Genomic DNA, 17,000 nt, shown 5'->3' on the forward strand with positions numbered 1-17,000 from the left:
TGGATTCGTTTTAATAATGGGTTGCTTGTACAATTTGAAGAGCAGGAGCAGTTTTTGCTCTTTACCGTCTCTTCATTCTTTTAGGTCGAGTTTATGCAAACCTCTTTCGCTCTCAGCAGTAGCTTAGAAACTGCCGTACAAGCGGCTCATGCCGGAGCTGCTATTTTACAAGCCTATGCGAATAATCGCAGCGAATTAGTCATTGACACAAAAATGCGTAATGACTTAGTGTCGCAAGCCGATCGTGAAGCGGAAGCAGCGGTTATCCATATTTTACGCAGCCAAAGCCCCGAATTTGGGCTCATTGCTGAAGAAACAGGCGGACAAGCAAACCAGCAGCTGGCTACATGGTATATCGACCCTTTAGATGGCACCACCAACTTTTTACATGGTATTCCGCACTATGCCGTCTCAATCGCTTTGATTGCTCACGCTGGCACAGAAATCAACGGCTCTCGCTTAGACCAAGATACCCCCGTGATTGGGGTGGTGTATGACCCCAACCGAGAGGAAATGTTTACCGCCATGCATGGTGTGGGGGCTTGGCTCAACGGGCAACGCATTCAATGCTCTCAGGCTGACAGCTTAGCTAATAGTGTGGTAGCAACGGGTTTTCCTTTTCGGGATTTTAGTTTTGCCAACCAATACATGCCAACGTTGAACACCGCCATCACCAGCACGCGTGGGGTACGTCGCCATGGCGCTGCGGCTTTGGACTTAGCCTGGGTGGCATGTGGTCGCTTTGATGCCTATTGGGAAATGGGCCTTGCCCCTTGGGACGTAGCAGCAGGCACTGTTATCGTGCGTGAAGCTGGTGGGATTAGTGAAGACATGTACGAACAACTGCCTTGGCCACGTAATGGCTATGTGTATAGTGGTAACGCTACTGTGGCCCCTGAGCTTTTAGCCATGATTAAACCCCATTTGATCTATCCTTAAGCAAGGGCGCTGCGCGTCTTTACGGATTCTCTTTAGCAACATTACCGCGTAACATGGTAGTCATCATTCCTACGACTTGGTATTGCTAAAGGTGAATCCATGACAACGCTTCCTCCCCTTGATCTCTGGCACGATGAGTTCATCGCTATTCGCCGCGATCTTCATCAGCACCCCGAACTCGGTTACGAGGAATTCCGTACAGCAGATAAAATCGCAGACTATTTGCAAAGCTGGGGTATCCCCTTTCACCGTGGTTTGGGTGGTACAGGGGTGGTAGGGATTTTAACCGGCACCCAAGGCACTGGGCCGACGATAGGACTACGAGCTGATATCGATGCGCTGCCCATGCCAGAGCAAAATCAGTTCGCGCATAAAAGCCAACACGATGGTGTTATGCATGCCTGTGGCCATGATGGCCACACCACCATGTTGCTTGCCGCCGCCAAATATTTAGCACAACATAATCATTTCAAAGGCACAGTCTATTTTATTTTTCAGCCAGCCGAAGAAGGCCTAGGCGGTGCCAAAAAAATGATCGAGGATGGCCTTTTTACCCAGTTTCCAATGGATGCTGTCTTTGGTTTGCATAACTGGCCAACTCTGCCCACTGGTCATTTTGGTTTGCGTACCGGTGCTATTATGGCTTCGAGCAATATCTTTGTGATTGATATCCAAGGCAAAGGAGCCCATGGCGCTATGCCGCATTTAGCGGCAGACCCCATTATGGCGGCCACCTCTATTGTTCAAGGTTTACAAACCATTGTCAGTCGCTATCTTGACCCACAAGAACCTGCCGTACTAAGCATTACCCAATTACATGCTGGTTCCGCAGATAATGTGATTCCCGATACAGCACAAATCCGAGGTACGGTTCGTACATTTTCATCCCAAGCCACCGATCAAATCGAAGAGCACCTGCGTCGCATTAGCCAGCAAACAGCAGCGGCGATGTCCTGTCAGGCATACATTGACTTTGACCGGCGCTACCCCCCTACCGTTAACCATGCTATTCCCACTCAATTTTGCGCGGATCTACTTAAAAACTGGCTAGGCGAAGCATCCGTCATCGACCCCGTCGTCCCCTCCATGGCCGCTGAAGATTTTTCTTTTATGCTGGAAAATGTTCCCGGCTGCTATTTATTTCTAGGCAATGGAGATGGAGATCATCGCTTAGCCGGACATGGTTTAGGTCCCTGCACGCTACATAATGGTAGCTACGACTTTAATGATGCCCTCATCCCTATTGGAGCGACCTATTGGGTTAAACTCGCCCTAGCCTGGTTAAAACAAGCTCCCGCCTCTTAGGCTCATCACAAAAGTTTGCAGCAGGAATCTAGCATCTAGGTACAATAATAAGCATTTCTTTTTGTTTGTATTTTGTACCTAGGAGTCATCATGAGCGGTGCTCTGATTTCCATTCCCAAAGACCGAGATCCTGTTTTACGTGTTATTCCAATGCCCGGCGATGCCAATATGCATGGTGATGTATTTGGCGGCTGGATCATGGCTCAAGTTGATATCGGGGGCTCCGTGCTGGCCTCGCGGCGCGCACAGGGTCGGGTAGCTACGGTTGCCGTTAACTCTTTTACCTTTAAGCAACCGGTATTTGTGGGCGATTTATTAAGCGTCTATGCCGAAATCATTAAAACCGGCACCACCTCTATTACCGTTTCGGTCGAAGTCTATGCAGAGCGTAAACTTTTACCTGATGAAACGGTCAAAGTCACCGAAGCCGTTTTAACCTATGTTGCCACTGACGACCAGCGTCGTAGTCGTCCTTTACCGCCTTTAAAATAACTATGACCCAATCTGCGCCTACTGCGACCCGCCCTACCGTCCGTCGCTTAGATCCGGAAGATGCTCAGCTTGCTTTACAACGCCTACAAAGCATTCTTAAACGTCACGAAGTGATTACGCTTCTGACCGAAAAGCAAAGCGAAGGCGATGAGCGCTCCGAGCTTATCTCCAATCTTACACATCGTCGTCACGAAAACGAGATTCGAGCTATTATCAATCATCTGCACCCTGCGGACATTGCTTTTATCCTCGAATCGCTCCCTGAGCCTGAACGACAGCTTGTGTGGGATCAAGTCGCAGAAGAACATGATGCTGACGTCCTTCTTGAAATCGAGGACTGGGTACGCGAATCGTTAATTAAATCCATGGATGCCGAAGAGCTTATTGCCGCGGCCTCTTCCATGGATGCCGATGAGATTGCGGATCTGGCACACGACCTGCCACCCGATGTTATGGCCGAGGTGCAAAAGGGGCTAACTGATGCCGAGCGTGCCCAATTGATCGCTGCCATGGGCTATCCCGAAGACACCGTGGGCGCAATCATGGACTTTGAGATGGTGCGTGTACGCGAAGACGTCACCCTCGAAGTGGTTTTACGCTACTTACGCCGCCTTCAAGAGCTTCCTGATCACACAGACCAAATTTTTGTGGTGGACCGCGAAGACAAGCTGCAGGGCACACTGTCTTTAGCCACACTACTGGTCTCTGATCCTGACAGCCTTGTTTCCCACGTTATGTCCACCGACTATTTTAGTCTGCATCCTTTGGATCCGGACACTGATGCGGCCAGTGCTTTTGAGCGCTATGACTTAGTCTCTGCGCCGGTCGTCGACGATTATGGGCGGCTCATTGGACGGGTGCCTATTGATGAGGTCGTCGACGTACTGCAAGAGGACTCACAAGAACAAGAACTGTCTCGTGCTGGCTTACAAGAAGAAGATATTTTTGCACCAGTACTCAATGCTTTACGCAACCGCGCACCTTGGTTACTTATTAACCTGTGTACAGCCGCCACCGCATCATTTGTGGCTTCTCGCTTTGAGGATACGGTCAGTCATATTGTGATTTTGGCGTTTTTAATGTCTATTGTCGCCGGTATTGGTGGCAACTCGGGCAACCAAACCATGACCATGATTATTCGTGCCATGGCAATGGGGCGCATTACAGGCTCTAATATATGGCCCTTGGTCAAACGCGAGCTTTTAGTCACCTTTTTGGTCGGCGCCTGCGGTAGCCTTGTCACTGCTACATTTGCTTGGTTTATTTCAAAGTCCATCCCCATCGCTTTGGTGATGATGGCCGCCATGATCGGCAATATGCTGGTTGGCGCAACCCTAGGGGTATTAATCCCTACCCTGCGTAGCCGTTTTGGCAAGGATCCTGCCGTTGGCTCTTCCGTTTTACTGACCTTTGGCACCGACTCCCTAGGTTTTTTTATTTTTCTAGGGCTTGCTACGGTATTTTTATTATAAGTTCAATCTTGGTTTTTCTTACACAGCGCTTGCAGCTTTTGTTGTAAGCGCTGTAGCTTTTCTAACGAACGCCCAATAAAAACCAATTGTGTTTTTTGAACCTGAAAAGTCGGCGAGCAGTGACACTGCCCCCTTGTGTACTGTACCACATACCCTTTACTTGCAGCGGCATCTAAACACACGCGCCCTTTCGCTCGGTACAATGTATCTGCATAACTTTGCAGCAGCTCAACAAGTACCCGTTCCTGTATTCCATATTCGCTTTCAACGCTTAAACTGTGCCATCCTGATGAGGCATCAGCTATAGCAGGGGCCGGCCTAATTGACGTAGCCGATTCCATCGTAGGCATCATTTCATAATGAACAGGAGCTCTGGTTTTTTCTACCAAATCCGCTAAGGGAACCGCCAAAGGCTGCTGAGGAAGGCAGCGATTAATCACTAGCTGGGTAGCACTTTGTATTTGCCTCTCCCAAACCGTGTTAACCAGCTCATCTACACTATGTTGTGCCGCTAAGGAAGCATCGACAAAGCACCAATTATCACGCAACACAAATCGCTGTGAAACCCGAATCATATCCACAATTTTGGCTGAATCTGCAATGCCGCTTAGCTCCATATATACCTGACTCGGTGCAGGCGAAAGCCGCCCAATTTCAGCCATTTTTTCCGCCATGCTGCCACCCAACGTGCAACATACACACCCATTTTGTAAGCGTATAATCTGCTCATCTTCATAATCGATGAGCTCGGCATCTATATTTAATTGCCCAAAATCATTCACAATAATCAAGCTATTAGGCTCAATGCCCGCTTGAATCCAACGATTTAAAGCTGTGGTTTTTCCTGCACCTAAAAAACCAGAAAGTAGTACGACAGGTATTTTTTTAGGTTCGTACGACATGCACCTGTCCTCCAACCACCGTAGCATGCACCGTCATATCACGCAGTTGATCTGGTGTCGTCGCGTACAAGTCATGCTCTAAAACCACCATATCGGCGTACTTTCCTACTTCTAAACTTCCTACTTGATCATCCAAATGCAAGGTATAAGCCGCACCCAAGGTGACTGCATATAATGCTTGATCCATAGATAAGGCTTCATGCTCACCTAAAACTTGATCCGTTGCCGTGCGACGTGCTAACGCACACCACATTGAAAACAAAGGCCCTAAAGGCGTCACAGGTGCATCCGAATGCATTGCCACTGGTATCCCTAACTCATAAGCCGATCGTAACGGTTGCATGCGACGCGAACGACTGTAGCCTAGAGTAGATTGGCGGTGAATATCACCCCAATAATAAATATGATTAACAAACATATTTAAACAAACCCCCAGCTTAGCCGCACGACGCATTTGCGCTTGGCTAATAAACTGGCAATGTTGCAACGTATGACGATGATCTGGCCTGTACCATAACGTCTGTGCTTCCTCGATCGCATCAAGCATCAGTTCTACCGCCTCGTCACCATTGGTATGAATATGGAGCTGTAAGCCCGCTTGATGATAGTCCATTACCATTTGCTTTAACGTTGCGGGTGGGGCGTTCCATATCCCATTCTCTTGCCCATTGTGATAGCCAGGCCAGCGCATGCGTGCTGAAAACCCCTGAATAGAACCGTCCGTCATCAGTTTCACTAATCCAAAATGTAACCGATCCGTATTAGCTTGCTGACATTGTTGAACACGCTCTATTCCCTGAGAGCTTTGCCACTCTAAGGCCGCCATCGCAGGTACTAAACGCACAGGATAATCGGTTTGACTTGTCGCCTCTTTTAAAACAGCCACCCCTTGATCACTTAATGGATTATATAAATCAGTAATAGTGGTAATTCCGGTACGCTGTGCTGCCAAAGCATATTGCTTTAATGTTTCAAGACTGGCTACCTCATCAAAAATACTCTGCCCTAGTGCTTCAAACACCGCATGCATTGCTGCCATTTCTCGCAACTCCCCGTTTGGTGTGCCATCCTCTGTACGCATTACCCCTTCGATTTGACTCTGCGCTAGATTCGTTTGACGCAACATCGCCTCATTAACAGTCATCAAATGCAAGTTGGCATGAAACACAACCACAGGGCGGTCAGCCACCACCTCATCAATAATGGCCTTATCTAAACGCTCCCCGTCAAAATAAACGGGATCAAACCCCCAAGCTATGAGCGGCTTACCTGCAGGTAATTGCTGGGCTTGCTGCAGAAGCTTCTGCTGAATTGCCACTAAATTTTGGCAGCCATCCCAATACTTGCCCTGCGGGTCATAACGTGGAAAATAGCCTAAATAAAGGTACTTCCACATCGCACCCTCTAAGGCATGGCTATGTCCCTCGACAAAACCTGGATAAATATATTTATCGGCAAACTGCTGATCTAATCGATACTCACCTAAATCCTTAAGTTCTTCTAATGGCCCGACACCTAGCACCCGCCCCTCTTTTACCGCAATATGCGTGGCTATAGGTAAAGATGGATCCATCGTAATAATGCGTTTGGCCTCAAAAATAGTAAGCATGTCTTTATCCTCCTACCATGCTAGGTTTTAATGCAGGGGTTGTTTTTTTGATCATTAATGGCATTAACACTAAAGGAATAAAAGCGGTGGCCGCAAAAGCAAGTAAGTAAGTGTTCGGATCTAAGGATGGGGCGATCGGTGTCAAAATAAAAAGCACTGGCAAATTCACTAAAACAATAGCTAAGTTAAAAAAAGCGAGCTCTTTAGCAACGGAAGTGCTAAAGTCAGCGTCCACCAAGCGCAAAAGTAACAGTCCTGTTCCCGTCGAGCCGGTGCAGCAACCAAACGATGTAAGCGCTCGCTCGGGGGCTAATTTTCCACTTAACTTAGCGCTATACCAACATAGAATAAAAGTGGCTATCGTCACAGCCGTTGCCACCAGCAGCACGGGAGCTAATAACGCGTACAATACCGAAAATGCAATACTCATAATGGTTCCTACCACCATAAAGTCGACAGAGGCGCCGGTAATACGCTTTAACGTCTCATCATCTACATAACTCGACCAGCCCGCCTTATCAATGATAAGACGCATCAGCACACACACACCCAAGCCATGAACAAAGAACATATTATGACTAAAAAGCACGGCAATACTGATCCCAAACGGCGCATGTCCTAGCGCTACTTTCTGCATAAAAGACAGCCAAATATGGGTGATACCATAAGCAATACCCAGTAGGCCCAAATGCCATGCCAAACTATCCATATTGGCACTATGTGTCACTAAGCGCGTAGCACTTTGGCCGCGATTTGCATGAAAAAAACCAACTAAAAATGTCTCATCAATACGAGAGCGTTTATTGGCGTTCTGTCCTTTTTTAATCACATGACGAGCTGCTGGCACTCCCACCAAAAACGCTACTAAAAAACCAATGGACGCATAAATCAACCCAACTTGTGCAGCATTGGCAATCCCATATTCCTGCTCCCAAATTCCGCCATAAGTCAGAGCCTGTCCTGGTCCCTGAGTAAACCCATGTGTAATCAAAGCCCCTAAAAGAGGTCCCACCTGACTCCCTGTTACCGCATCATAAAAGACTATCAACCCGTAACCAATTAAAGCTTGCAAACCAAGACTAGCAGTCCAAATTAAAGTTAACCATATGCCTCCCCGTACCACTCCGTCACCCGCTAAGGCTTTTTCATTACTACTCCCCGTCAAGCACAAGGACATAAAACTCAAGGTGAAAAAGTGAAAGGTTAACGAGTTAAAATCTGCAGGCGTATAACCCGGAATTAATGCAAAAGACAACAAAACAAAACCTAATACCCCGCCTAAAATGCTAGCAGGGACCAAGGACTGCTGTAAGAAAGGGATTCTTTTACGTAAAACCCCGCCAAGAAATAACATAGCTGCCATCAAGGCAAACGCCATAATTCCATGAAAAGAGTCTCCCATGTTGGTCTCCTGTGTGGATAATACTTTTGTGAATTATTATTTAAAAATAACGATGTTTGCACACCATTATGCGAGCAAGGGCCCAGTTCATACATAAGTAATTACCCATATTTGTCTCGAATAATGAGACAAAAACAAAAAAGCCACCTACTTAATAAGCAGGTGGCTTTAACAAACCAAGGAAAAACTAGTTTAAACGCCCATGGCAATGTTTATATTTTTTACCACTACCACATGGGCAATTATCATTACGCCCCACTCGTGGAATGGCTTCCGTAGCTGAGTCTTCTTCTGTAGGCATTAAAGCCTCGCCCTGTACCGCAGCGTCATAATCAGCATGTTGATAACGAACATTTTCTAACTCTACTGGTGGCTCTGTTTCAGCTGGCGCTTGTTGGATCTGTACCGTTAGGAGTGTTTTAATGACCTCATCACGAATACGGTCTAGCAATTCAGCAAATAGCTCAAAAGCCTCGCGCTTGTATTCTTGTTTAGGGTCTTTTTGCGCGTACCCCCGCAGGTGAATACCCTGGCGCAAATGATCTAGAGCCTGCAAATGACCACGCCACTGCGTATCAATAGACTGCAGCACGATAGCACGCTCAAAGTTTGCCCACTGTTCTTGCCCAACCAACGCTACTTTTTCATCCAAGGCCTGTTTAGAAGCCGCTAATACCCGATCTAAAAGGTCTTCTTCGGTCAGGTGCGTTTCTTTTTCAACTAAGGTCACCAAGTCCAGCTCAATATGAAATTGCGTAGCCAGTGCCGTTTGTAGGCCTTTAATATCCCACTGCTCTTCCATACTTTCTTCGGGCACATATTGGTGGAAGAAATCCGTAATTGCTCCCTCGCGCATGAAGGCAATGTTTTCACTAATATCATCGGATTCAAGCACCTCATTGCGCTGTGCATAAATCACCTTACGCTGGTCATTCGAAACATCATCAAACTGTAATAACTGTTTACGAATATCAAAGTTGCGCGCCTCTACTTTGCGTTGTGCTGATTCGATTGAGCGCGTTACCATGCGAGCCTCGATCGGCTCGCCCTCGGGCAAGCGCAAGCGCTCCATAATATTACGTACCCGATCCCCTGCAAAAATACGCATTAGCGGATCATCAAGGGATAAATAAAACCGTGAAGAACCAGGGTCGCCCTGACGCCCTGCGCGACCTCGTAGCTGATTATCAATACGACGAGACTCATGACGCTCCGTACCAATAATACGTAATCCACCAGCCGCTTTTACCTGTTCATTAACAGGTAGCCATGCGGCGCGAATTGCTTCGATACGCTCTGCCTTTTGTTCAGGGCTCAGCTCTGGATCATGCTGGACTTCAGCAATTTGGCGCTCGATAGAACCACCAAGCACAATATCTGTACCACGACCAGCCATATTGGTTGCAATGGTAATGCTACCTGGCTTACCGGCATCAGCAATAATCTGCGCCTCGCGCTCATGTTGCTTAGCGTTTAAGACCTCGTGCTTAAGCCCTGCTTTTTGTAATAACCCGGAAAGCAATTCCGAATTTTCAATGCTCGTCGTACCCACCAACACAGGCTGACCACGCTCGTGACAATCTTTGATATCAGCCAAAATTGCATTGAATTTCTCCTGATCGGTTTTAAATACCTGATCATTCTGATCCACCCGAATCATGGGGCGATTGGTTGGGATCACTACGGTTTCTAAGCCGTAAATTTCTTGGAACTCAAACGCTTCTGTGTCTGCTGTACCGGTCATACCAGCCAGCTTTTCGTACATGCGGAAATAATTCTGAAAGGTAATAGAAGCCATGGTTTGGTTTTCATTTTGGATTGCCACACCCTCTTTGGCTTCTACGGCTTGGTGTAAGCCTTCGGACCAGCGACGTCCCGTCATCAAACGCCCTGTGAACTCATCCACAATAACGATCTCGCCATTTTGGACCACGTAGTGCTGATCGCGAAAGAATAAGTTATGCGCCCGCAATGCCACCATAATATGATGCATCAGCGAAATATGACGCGGGTCATAGAGAGACTCACCCTCTGGGAGTAGGCCCATATCAGCTAGAATTTTTTCTGCTTTTTCATGTCCAGCCTCTGAGATATATACCTGTTGAGCTTTTTCGTCTACCCAAAAATCCCCCTCGGGCTCTGGCTCATGGGGTTTGGGTTCGGCAGCCATCTTGGTAAGTAGGGGCGGAACCGCATTGATCGCCTGATATAAGGCCGTGTTGTCATCGGCCTGCCCAGAAATAATCAAAGGAGTACGCGCCTCATCAATTAAGATGGAGTCTACCTCGTCAACAATGGCAAAGTGCAAGCCCCGCTGACGACGCTCCGAGGCATGGTATTCCATATTGTCGCGTAAGTAGTCAAAACCAAACTCATTGTTGGTGCCATAGGTAATGTCGGCTTGATAAGCCGCTTTTTTTTCTTCGTTTGACTGATTCGGGACAACAACCCCTACCGACATCCCTAAGAAATTATAGAGCTTAGCCATGGTTTCCGCATCACGACGCGCTAAGTAGTCGTTCACGGTCACCACATGTACCCCTTTACCCGTTAAGGCATTTAAGTACACCGCCAGCGTGGCCATTAAGGTTTTACCCTCTCCGGTACGCATCTCGGCAATTTTTCCATTATGTAAAGCAATGGAGCCTAACAGCTGCACATCAAAGTGACGCATGTTATAGACTCGCTTAGCGCCCTCGCGCACCACCGCAAACGCTTCGGGTAACAGTGAGTTCAATGACTTACCCTCAGCAAGACGCTGACGGAATTCTACAGTTTTCGCTTGAAGCTGTTCATCTGTTAGTGCTTCATATTCGGGTTCAAGCGCGTTGATCTGTACAACTTGCTTGCGGTACTGCTTAAGCAGTCGATCATTGCGACTGCCAAAAAGTTTTCTGAGCAAAGAAACCATTCTTGTATCGTCTAGGTAAGATTCACGGCGCATCATCTAAGTGCGCCTACTCCCATTCCTATGATTCGGGTTAAGGGAAAACTGGCAACATAACAATACAGTTTAACGCAGCTTGATGCCAAATAGATTTATTCTACCTTTTTGTTCTGGGCAAACTGAGTCGAAATTGCCTCTTTGGGTAAAAATAACATGGGGTCTAAAGGCTGATCTTCAAGCCGAACTTCGAAATGTAAATGTGCCCCTGTTGTCCTGCCGGTTGCGCCAACCCGAGCAATAAGCTGTCCTTTTTCCACGACATCCCCGAGCCTAACTAAAATAGATGAGGCATGCGCATAACGTGTAACCAAGCCATCTCCATGAGTAATTTCAACCATTTTGCCATAACCACTACGATAACGAGCCTCGGTCACAATACCACCGGATGCCGCTACAATAGGGGTGCCAACTGGAGCAGAAAAATCCATGCCTTCATGTAAGGTATAACGCCCGGTAATGGGATGACGGCGCCACCCAAAGGGTGAGCTCATATAACTAACATCCACAGGATGAATAGTGGGATAACGCGCCTGATTGCCTAAACGTTGGCTCAAAACGGTATCAAGCATCATCAACCAGTCCTGACGTTGTGATAAGCTATTATGTAAATCATCGAGTTGCTTACCTAGATCTTGAGCGCTACCATTAAAACTGATACTCGACTCTGGGTTTTCTATATCCATAAGCTCTGGATCGGTATAGGCCACACCTGTTGTGTCAGCAATACGACGACCTAAATGCTCCATTTCGATAACCTTAGCTTGTAGGTCACCCACTCTTTGAGCCAGCTGCTGAACACTCTGCTGTACGTAAAGCGCGTCTCTGGCCTGTGCTTGATCTAAAAGCCACTGCTGCTCAGGGCTTAGGGTTTTAGCGTTCAGTTTAGACTGCACTAATGCCCCAGCAGCAGCTGACAAGCTTAACCCCATTACTACCGTAAATATACGTACTATCCATTTTTGTGTATGGCTTAACTTCATTGCGACGGTTTCCCTTTATGTCTCGGGCTTTTTTTCAACGGTTTCATCAACGATCATCTGCTCCTGCCAGCCCTATTACAGGGTGGCTAGAAAAAGATTCCCATCAGCTGTTACAGACAGCCAATAAATACCTTGAATTAGAAAAAAAGCTTCAGTCCTGTCTTCCGACAGGACTCAAGCTCTGTAAAGTGGCTCATATTGATAGACAACAGTTAACCATTGCGGTTCCCAGCGCTGCTCATGCCACCAAACTGCGACAGCTTGTACCTAGTCTACTGCAGCAGCTTCAAAGCCATGGCCAGTTTAATCAAATACACGTCCAAATCCAATCCGTATTTTTTACTGAGGATTTGTCACTAGGACGAGTACAACAAGGTGGGCGCGGTATAGATGAAACTGGCCTAGAAGCCTTTACTGAGCTTAAGCAGTCATTAGAGCCTGGACCTATAGCTACAGCTATACAAAAACTATTAGCTCGCCACCAAAAAGAAAAAGGCTGAGGAAAAACTCAGCCTTAAATACTATGCCAGCTTCCACTCGCGCACATATGGCAAAGAAGCCGTTTCTGTTTCAGCATAGCTAACAAGCTCCCAGCTGTCTTGCGCTGCAAGTAGTGCCCGTGCAAGCTGGTTATTAAGACCATGTCCCGATTTGCATGCCACATAACGAGCGACCAATGGATGACCAATTAAATACAGATCACCAATGGCATCCAGGATTTTATGTTTAACAAACTCATCCTGATAACGTAAGCCATCTGCATTCAATACACGAAACTCGTCCATTACAATGGCATTATCTAGACTCCCCCCACGAGCCAACCCTGCGGCACGCATGGCTTCTACCTCACTGGCAAACCCAAAAGTACGCGCTCTGGCTACAGACTTTGCATAAGAGTCTTTAGCAAAATCCACCTCGGCAAAATTAGCCGTAGCATCAATGGCTGGGTGTTGAAAATCAATAGAAAACTGTAAAGCAAAACCCTCATAGGGTTCAAGACGCGCCCATTTTAAATCCGCACCGGAGCCTTCTCGCACCTCTATCGGTTTTAGCACACGTAAAAACTGCTTAGGACGATTCTGCTCTGTTAATCCAGCTGAACGTAGCAAGTACACAAAAGTACCCGCACTTCCGTCCATAATAGGGACCTCTTCGGCCGATAAGTCTACATGTAGGTTATCAATACCTAAGCCGGCTAAAGCCGACATCAGATGTTCTACTGTGGATACTCGCACACCTTCTTTTTGCAGCACCGAAGCCATCGTCGTCCCTCCTACCAAATGCGCTTTGGCCGGGATACTGACGATAGGGTCCATGTCCACACGATGGAATACAATGCCTGTGTCAGGCTCAGCTGGACGCAAAGTGATCTCGACCAAATGCCCTGAGTGCAGCCCAATGCCTTTCGTGCTGACAGTTTTAGAAATAGTGCGCTGACGTAACATAAATCAAAAATTATAAAAACGAATAACTGCTATTATACGGCGATAACTGCTGCACCGCAGCAACTCGTCGTAATCGTGGCTCCCCATCAGGTGGCTAGCCAATGCTAAAGCACTAGCTAGCCATGCGAGAGCACACCTATCGGGGGTAGGTGTTTAGTCTGCCTGTTTACGTAGGTAGGTTGGAATATCGTATTGATCCATACCAGAGGTTTCTAAAGCACGTACCTGCAAGGACGCTTCTGCACTGCGAGTCCGCATAACAGAAGGAATCGATGGGGCAGGCTCTTCAGAAATTGGCTCGGGCTTTACTGGCTCAACGGTAGTTGGCTCATTATCCGTTCCCGTGCGTAAGACAGGCTCTGCAGCAGGAGTTTCCACTAGCTGCGGACGTGCCTGTTCCTGCTCTTTGTGTCGTCCTAAGCCGGTAGCCACCACGGTAACGCGTAGGCTATCACCCATGCTATCATCGTATGCTGTACCAAAGATTACGTGCGCATCTTCCGCTGCGTAACCTTGAATAATATCCATAATCTCTCGTGTCTCACGCAGTTTGAGATCTCGGCCTGCCGTAATGTTCACCAAGACACCACGTGCACCATGTAAATCCACACCCTCAAGCAATGGGCATGCAATCGCACGCTCAGCGGCCTCTCGGGCACGACCTTCACCAGAAGCCACCGCAATACCCATCATGGCTTGCCCTTGCTCGCCCATAATGGTTTTCACGTCTTCGAAGTCAACGTTTACGTTACCTTCTACGTTAATAATTTCGGCAATACCGGCACAAGCATTATGCAAAACATCATCCGCGACTTTAAAGCAGTCTTCTTGGGTGGCGTCTTCGTCCATTAAGTCGTAGAGGTTTTCATTTAAAACCACGATTAAAGAGTGAACGTGTTTTGATAGCTCTGCGATACCGGCATTTGCCGTATTCATGCGACGCTTACCCTCGAAATTAAATGGTTTCGTCACAACGCCAACTGTCAAAATGCCAAGCTCTTTAGCGACCTCAGCCACAATGGGGCTTGCTCCAGTCCCCGTGCCCCCGCCCATACCCGCAGTAATGAAAACCATATGGGCTCCTTCGAGCACTTTGCGGATCTCATCTCGTGCCGTTTCTGCCGCCGCACGACCTTGCTCGGGTTTAGCTCCGGCTCCGAGCCCAGAGCGACCCAACGCGATTTGCACAGGGGCTTCGCTACTTGCTAACGCTTGTGCATCAGTATTGGCGCAAATAAACTCTACGCCTTGAACGCCGGAATGAATCATGTGATTCACCGCGTTACCACCAGCACCGCCCACACCAATGACCTTAATCACGGTAGAGCTATTACTAGTGTCTAGTATTTCAAAGTTCATCATTTCGATTCCCTCGCATATGTATTTGGCAAGAATGTTGTCTTGCCTCCCCGATCAGTTGTTATATACGCAGTTACTGTTTTTTACAAAAAACAAGTGTTAATTCATAAACCATTCTTTGGCTTTTGCCAATAAGTACTTAAAGCGACCTTGCGTCTGTATCCCTTTACGACCGCGCCCATAATCCAAACGAGCCTGAGTCAATAACCCCATGGCGGTAGAAAAACGTGGATTGCGCATCATGTCTGCTAAGCTACCATGGTAAATGGGCATAGCGACTCGTACTTGCTTTAAAAATACGTCCTCTGCTAGCTCCACAATACCAGGTAATAATGCCGTGCCCCCAGTAATCACTACCCCAGAGGCTAATAGGTCTTCATAACCGGATTCCCGCACGCTGTGTTGTACTAATTGAAACAATTCTTCAACACGTGGTTCTATAACCGCTCCCAGCGCATGGCGCTTTACTTGGCGATTTGGTCTATCACCTAAACCCGGAACCTCGAACAGTTCCTCGGGGCTTGCATTTGCCTCGCGTGCTAAACCATAACGCAGTTTGATTTCCTCTGCGTCTGGCATCGGTGTACGCAACATGGTAGCAATATCACTTGTGATTTGGTCTCCCGCGATGGGGATCACCTGCGTATGTCGTATAGCACCACCGGTGTATATCGCTATATCAGTGGTACCACTACCTATGTCTATTAATAATACACCGAGTTCTTTCTCATCCTCAGTCAAACAGGCCAAACTTGAAGCCAAAGGTGAAAGCATCAATTCTTTGACCTCTAGGCCACAGCGGCGTACGCAACGCTCAATGTTTTGGGCCGATGATGCGGTCGCCGTCACTATATGGACCCGAACCTCCAGTCTAAAACCACTCATACCGACTGGATCTTTAATGTCTTCTTGGGCATCCACAATGAACTCTTGCTCCAACACATGCAGCACCTGTTGATCCATTGGGATATTCACTGCTTGAGCAGTTTCTATTACCTTAGCGACATCCGTAGGAGTGACTTCCTTGTCCTTGACGGCAACCATGCCACTTGAGTTCAAACTACGAATATGGTTACCCGTAATCGCAGTATAGACCTCGCCTATTTTGCAATCAGCCATCAACTCCGCTTCTTCGAGTGCGCGCTGAATTGAGTTCACGGTGGCTTCAATATTGACAACGACCCCCTTGCGCATGCCCATGGACTCATGTTGACCTAGTCCTAATACTTCGAAGCGGCCCTCAGGCAAGACCTCGGCTACCACAGCCACAACTTTACTCGTGCCTATATCTAATGCAACAATGAGATCCTTATTATCACGGGTCATAGAATTTTATCTTTATTCAATAATTGTAGGTGGGGCTAGCTCGATAGCAAAACCATTGCTATAGCGCAAATCTGCGCTTTGAATAGCCCGCCCCTCTAGTCGTTCTAGCAATGTAGGCCAAGCTTGCACAAAACGCTCTAGGCGCTCTGCAAAATCCCGTGCGCCTGAAGTACCATGCAAATCTGCAATATCCGCAGCAGGATCACGCCCAAGCTGCATACGCATACCGTTAGATAGCACAACATCCCAAGCATAACGAGGACTGAGATTAAACTCATGGATGCTAACTCCCAGTGGTGTGAGCCACTGAGTAATTTCAGCATAGCGCTGTACCACTAAATGCTCAGAGTTAGCCGGTCCACGCAACTGAGGCAACTGTACTTCCTCGCCTAAGACAGCCTCATTTGCAGAGAACGGCTCACCCCAAGTGTTAATCATGTCATTTTCATTCCAATATGCCATGGGCTGGTGTTCTTCTATTTTAACCTCTAATGTGTTTGGCCACACCCTTCGTACTTGAGCGCGTCTCACCCATGGGGCACTTTCAATCAAAACACGCGACTGCTCTAAATCAATAGTGAAAAAATTCCCCTTTAACTGCCCCGCAATAGTTGCGCTTACCGTCGCAGGCGTTACATAGACCAAGGCGTCATTATTGACCCCTTCAATTTTAACGGTATCAACCACAAAATAAGGTAGGCGAATCACCCAAACTATTGCACTGAGCAACAAGCCGATTACAGCTAGTAGCGCCAGTACATTCGCCACATAATTGACGTGACGATAGTCTAATGAAAATGAAGGTAAATATCGCCCTAACAT

At 47.5% G+C, this 17,000-nt stretch carries 14 protein-coding genes; 5 read left to right on the plus strand and 9 right to left on the minus strand.

Annotation, left to right across the window (positions count from 1 at the left end; translation table 11 throughout):
* The first annotated feature begins 93 nt into the window (after window positions 1-93).
* From ABD980_RS05885 to mgtE, 4 genes are all read left to right on the plus strand, one after another.
* Window positions 94-939 carry an inositol monophosphatase family protein gene (locus tag ABD980_RS05885; protein WP_345370316.1) on the plus strand — a complete coding sequence of 282 codons (846 nt, stop codon included), beginning with the start codon at window positions 94-96 and terminating at the stop codon, window positions 937-939.
* A gap of 99 nt (window positions 940-1,038) precedes the next feature.
* Complete coding sequence (locus tag ABD980_RS05890) at window positions 1,039-2,244, plus strand: M20 aminoacylase family protein (RefSeq protein WP_345370318.1); 1,206 nt, start codon at window positions 1,039-1,041, stop codon at window positions 2,242-2,244.
* A 90-nt stretch (window positions 2,245-2,334) separates the two neighbouring features.
* Window positions 2,335-2,736 carry an acyl-CoA thioesterase gene (locus ABD980_RS05895; protein ID WP_260649268.1) on the plus strand — a complete coding sequence of 134 codons (402 nt, stop codon included), beginning with the start codon at window positions 2,335-2,337 and terminating at the stop codon, window positions 2,734-2,736.
* Between the two features lie 2 nt (window positions 2,737-2,738).
* Window positions 2,739-4,208, plus strand: coding sequence for a magnesium transporter (mgtE, locus tag ABD980_RS05900; RefSeq protein WP_300647394.1), 1,470 nt, complete (start codon window positions 2,739-2,741; stop codon window positions 4,206-4,208).
* A gap of 2 nt (window positions 4,209-4,210) precedes the next feature.
* Here mgtE and ABD980_RS05905 read toward each other — a convergent pair whose 3' ends face one another.
* From ABD980_RS05905 to ABD980_RS05925, 5 genes are all read right to left on the minus strand, one after another.
* Window positions 4,211-5,110 carry a CobW family GTP-binding protein gene (locus ABD980_RS05905; RefSeq protein WP_345370322.1) on the minus strand — a complete coding sequence of 300 codons (900 nt, stop codon included), beginning with the start codon at window positions 5,108-5,110 and terminating at the stop codon, window positions 4,211-4,213.
* Complete coding sequence (locus ABD980_RS05910; RefSeq protein ID WP_345370324.1) at window positions 5,094-6,719, minus strand: amidohydrolase; 1,626 nt, start codon at window positions 6,717-6,719, stop codon at window positions 5,094-5,096. Before ABD980_RS05910 ends, ABD980_RS05905 begins: the two co-directional genes overlap by 17 nt.
* Window positions 6,720-6,723: 4 nt before the next feature.
* Window positions 6,724-8,121, minus strand: coding sequence for a sodium/glutamate symporter (locus ABD980_RS05915; RefSeq protein WP_345370326.1), 1,398 nt, complete (start codon window positions 8,119-8,121; stop codon window positions 6,724-6,726).
* A gap of 187 nt (window positions 8,122-8,308) precedes the next feature.
* Window positions 8,309-11,032, minus strand: a complete 2,724-nt coding sequence (gene secA, locus ABD980_RS05920) for a preprotein translocase subunit SecA (protein ID WP_300647430.1) — start codon at window positions 11,030-11,032, stop codon at window positions 8,309-8,311.
* 128 nt (window positions 11,033-11,160) lie between these two features.
* On the minus strand, window positions 11,161-12,048 hold the full coding sequence (locus ABD980_RS05925) for a M23 family metallopeptidase (RefSeq protein ID WP_300647398.1): 888 nt from the start codon (window positions 12,046-12,048) through the stop codon (window positions 11,161-11,163).
* Between the two features lie 17 nt (window positions 12,049-12,065).
* Between ABD980_RS05925 and ABD980_RS05930 the strand changes: the two genes are divergently transcribed.
* On the plus strand, window positions 12,066-12,548 hold the full coding sequence (locus ABD980_RS05930) for a DciA family protein (RefSeq protein ID WP_300647400.1): 483 nt from the start codon (window positions 12,066-12,068) through the stop codon (window positions 12,546-12,548).
* A gap of 21 nt (window positions 12,549-12,569) precedes the next feature.
* On the opposite strand, the gene lpxC is transcribed toward ABD980_RS05930, so the two are convergent.
* The 4 genes from lpxC to ABD980_RS05950 form a co-directional block, all read right to left on the minus strand.
* Window positions 12,570-13,493, minus strand: a complete 924-nt coding sequence (gene lpxC / locus ABD980_RS05935) for a UDP-3-O-acyl-N-acetylglucosamine deacetylase (RefSeq protein WP_300647402.1) — start codon at window positions 13,491-13,493, stop codon at window positions 12,570-12,572.
* Between the two features lie 153 nt (window positions 13,494-13,646).
* Entirely contained in the window at window positions 13,647-14,855 is a 1,209-nt protein-coding gene (gene ftsZ / locus ABD980_RS05940; RefSeq protein ID WP_300647403.1) for a cell division protein FtsZ, read from the minus strand.
* A gap of 96 nt (window positions 14,856-14,951) precedes the next feature.
* Window positions 14,952-16,178 carry a cell division protein FtsA gene (ftsA, locus tag ABD980_RS05945; RefSeq protein ID WP_345370330.1) on the minus strand — a complete coding sequence of 409 codons (1,227 nt, stop codon included), beginning with the start codon at window positions 16,176-16,178 and terminating at the stop codon, window positions 14,952-14,954.
* Window positions 16,179-16,190: 12 nt separating this feature from the next.
* Entirely contained in the window at window positions 16,191-17,000 is an 810-nt protein-coding gene (locus ABD980_RS05950) for a cell division protein FtsQ/DivIB (RefSeq protein ID WP_260649275.1), read from the minus strand.

The organism is Paenalcaligenes hermetiae (assembly GCF_039543645.1).
GTDB lineage: Bacteria > Pseudomonadota > Gammaproteobacteria > Burkholderiales > Burkholderiaceae_B > Paenalcaligenes > Paenalcaligenes hermetiae.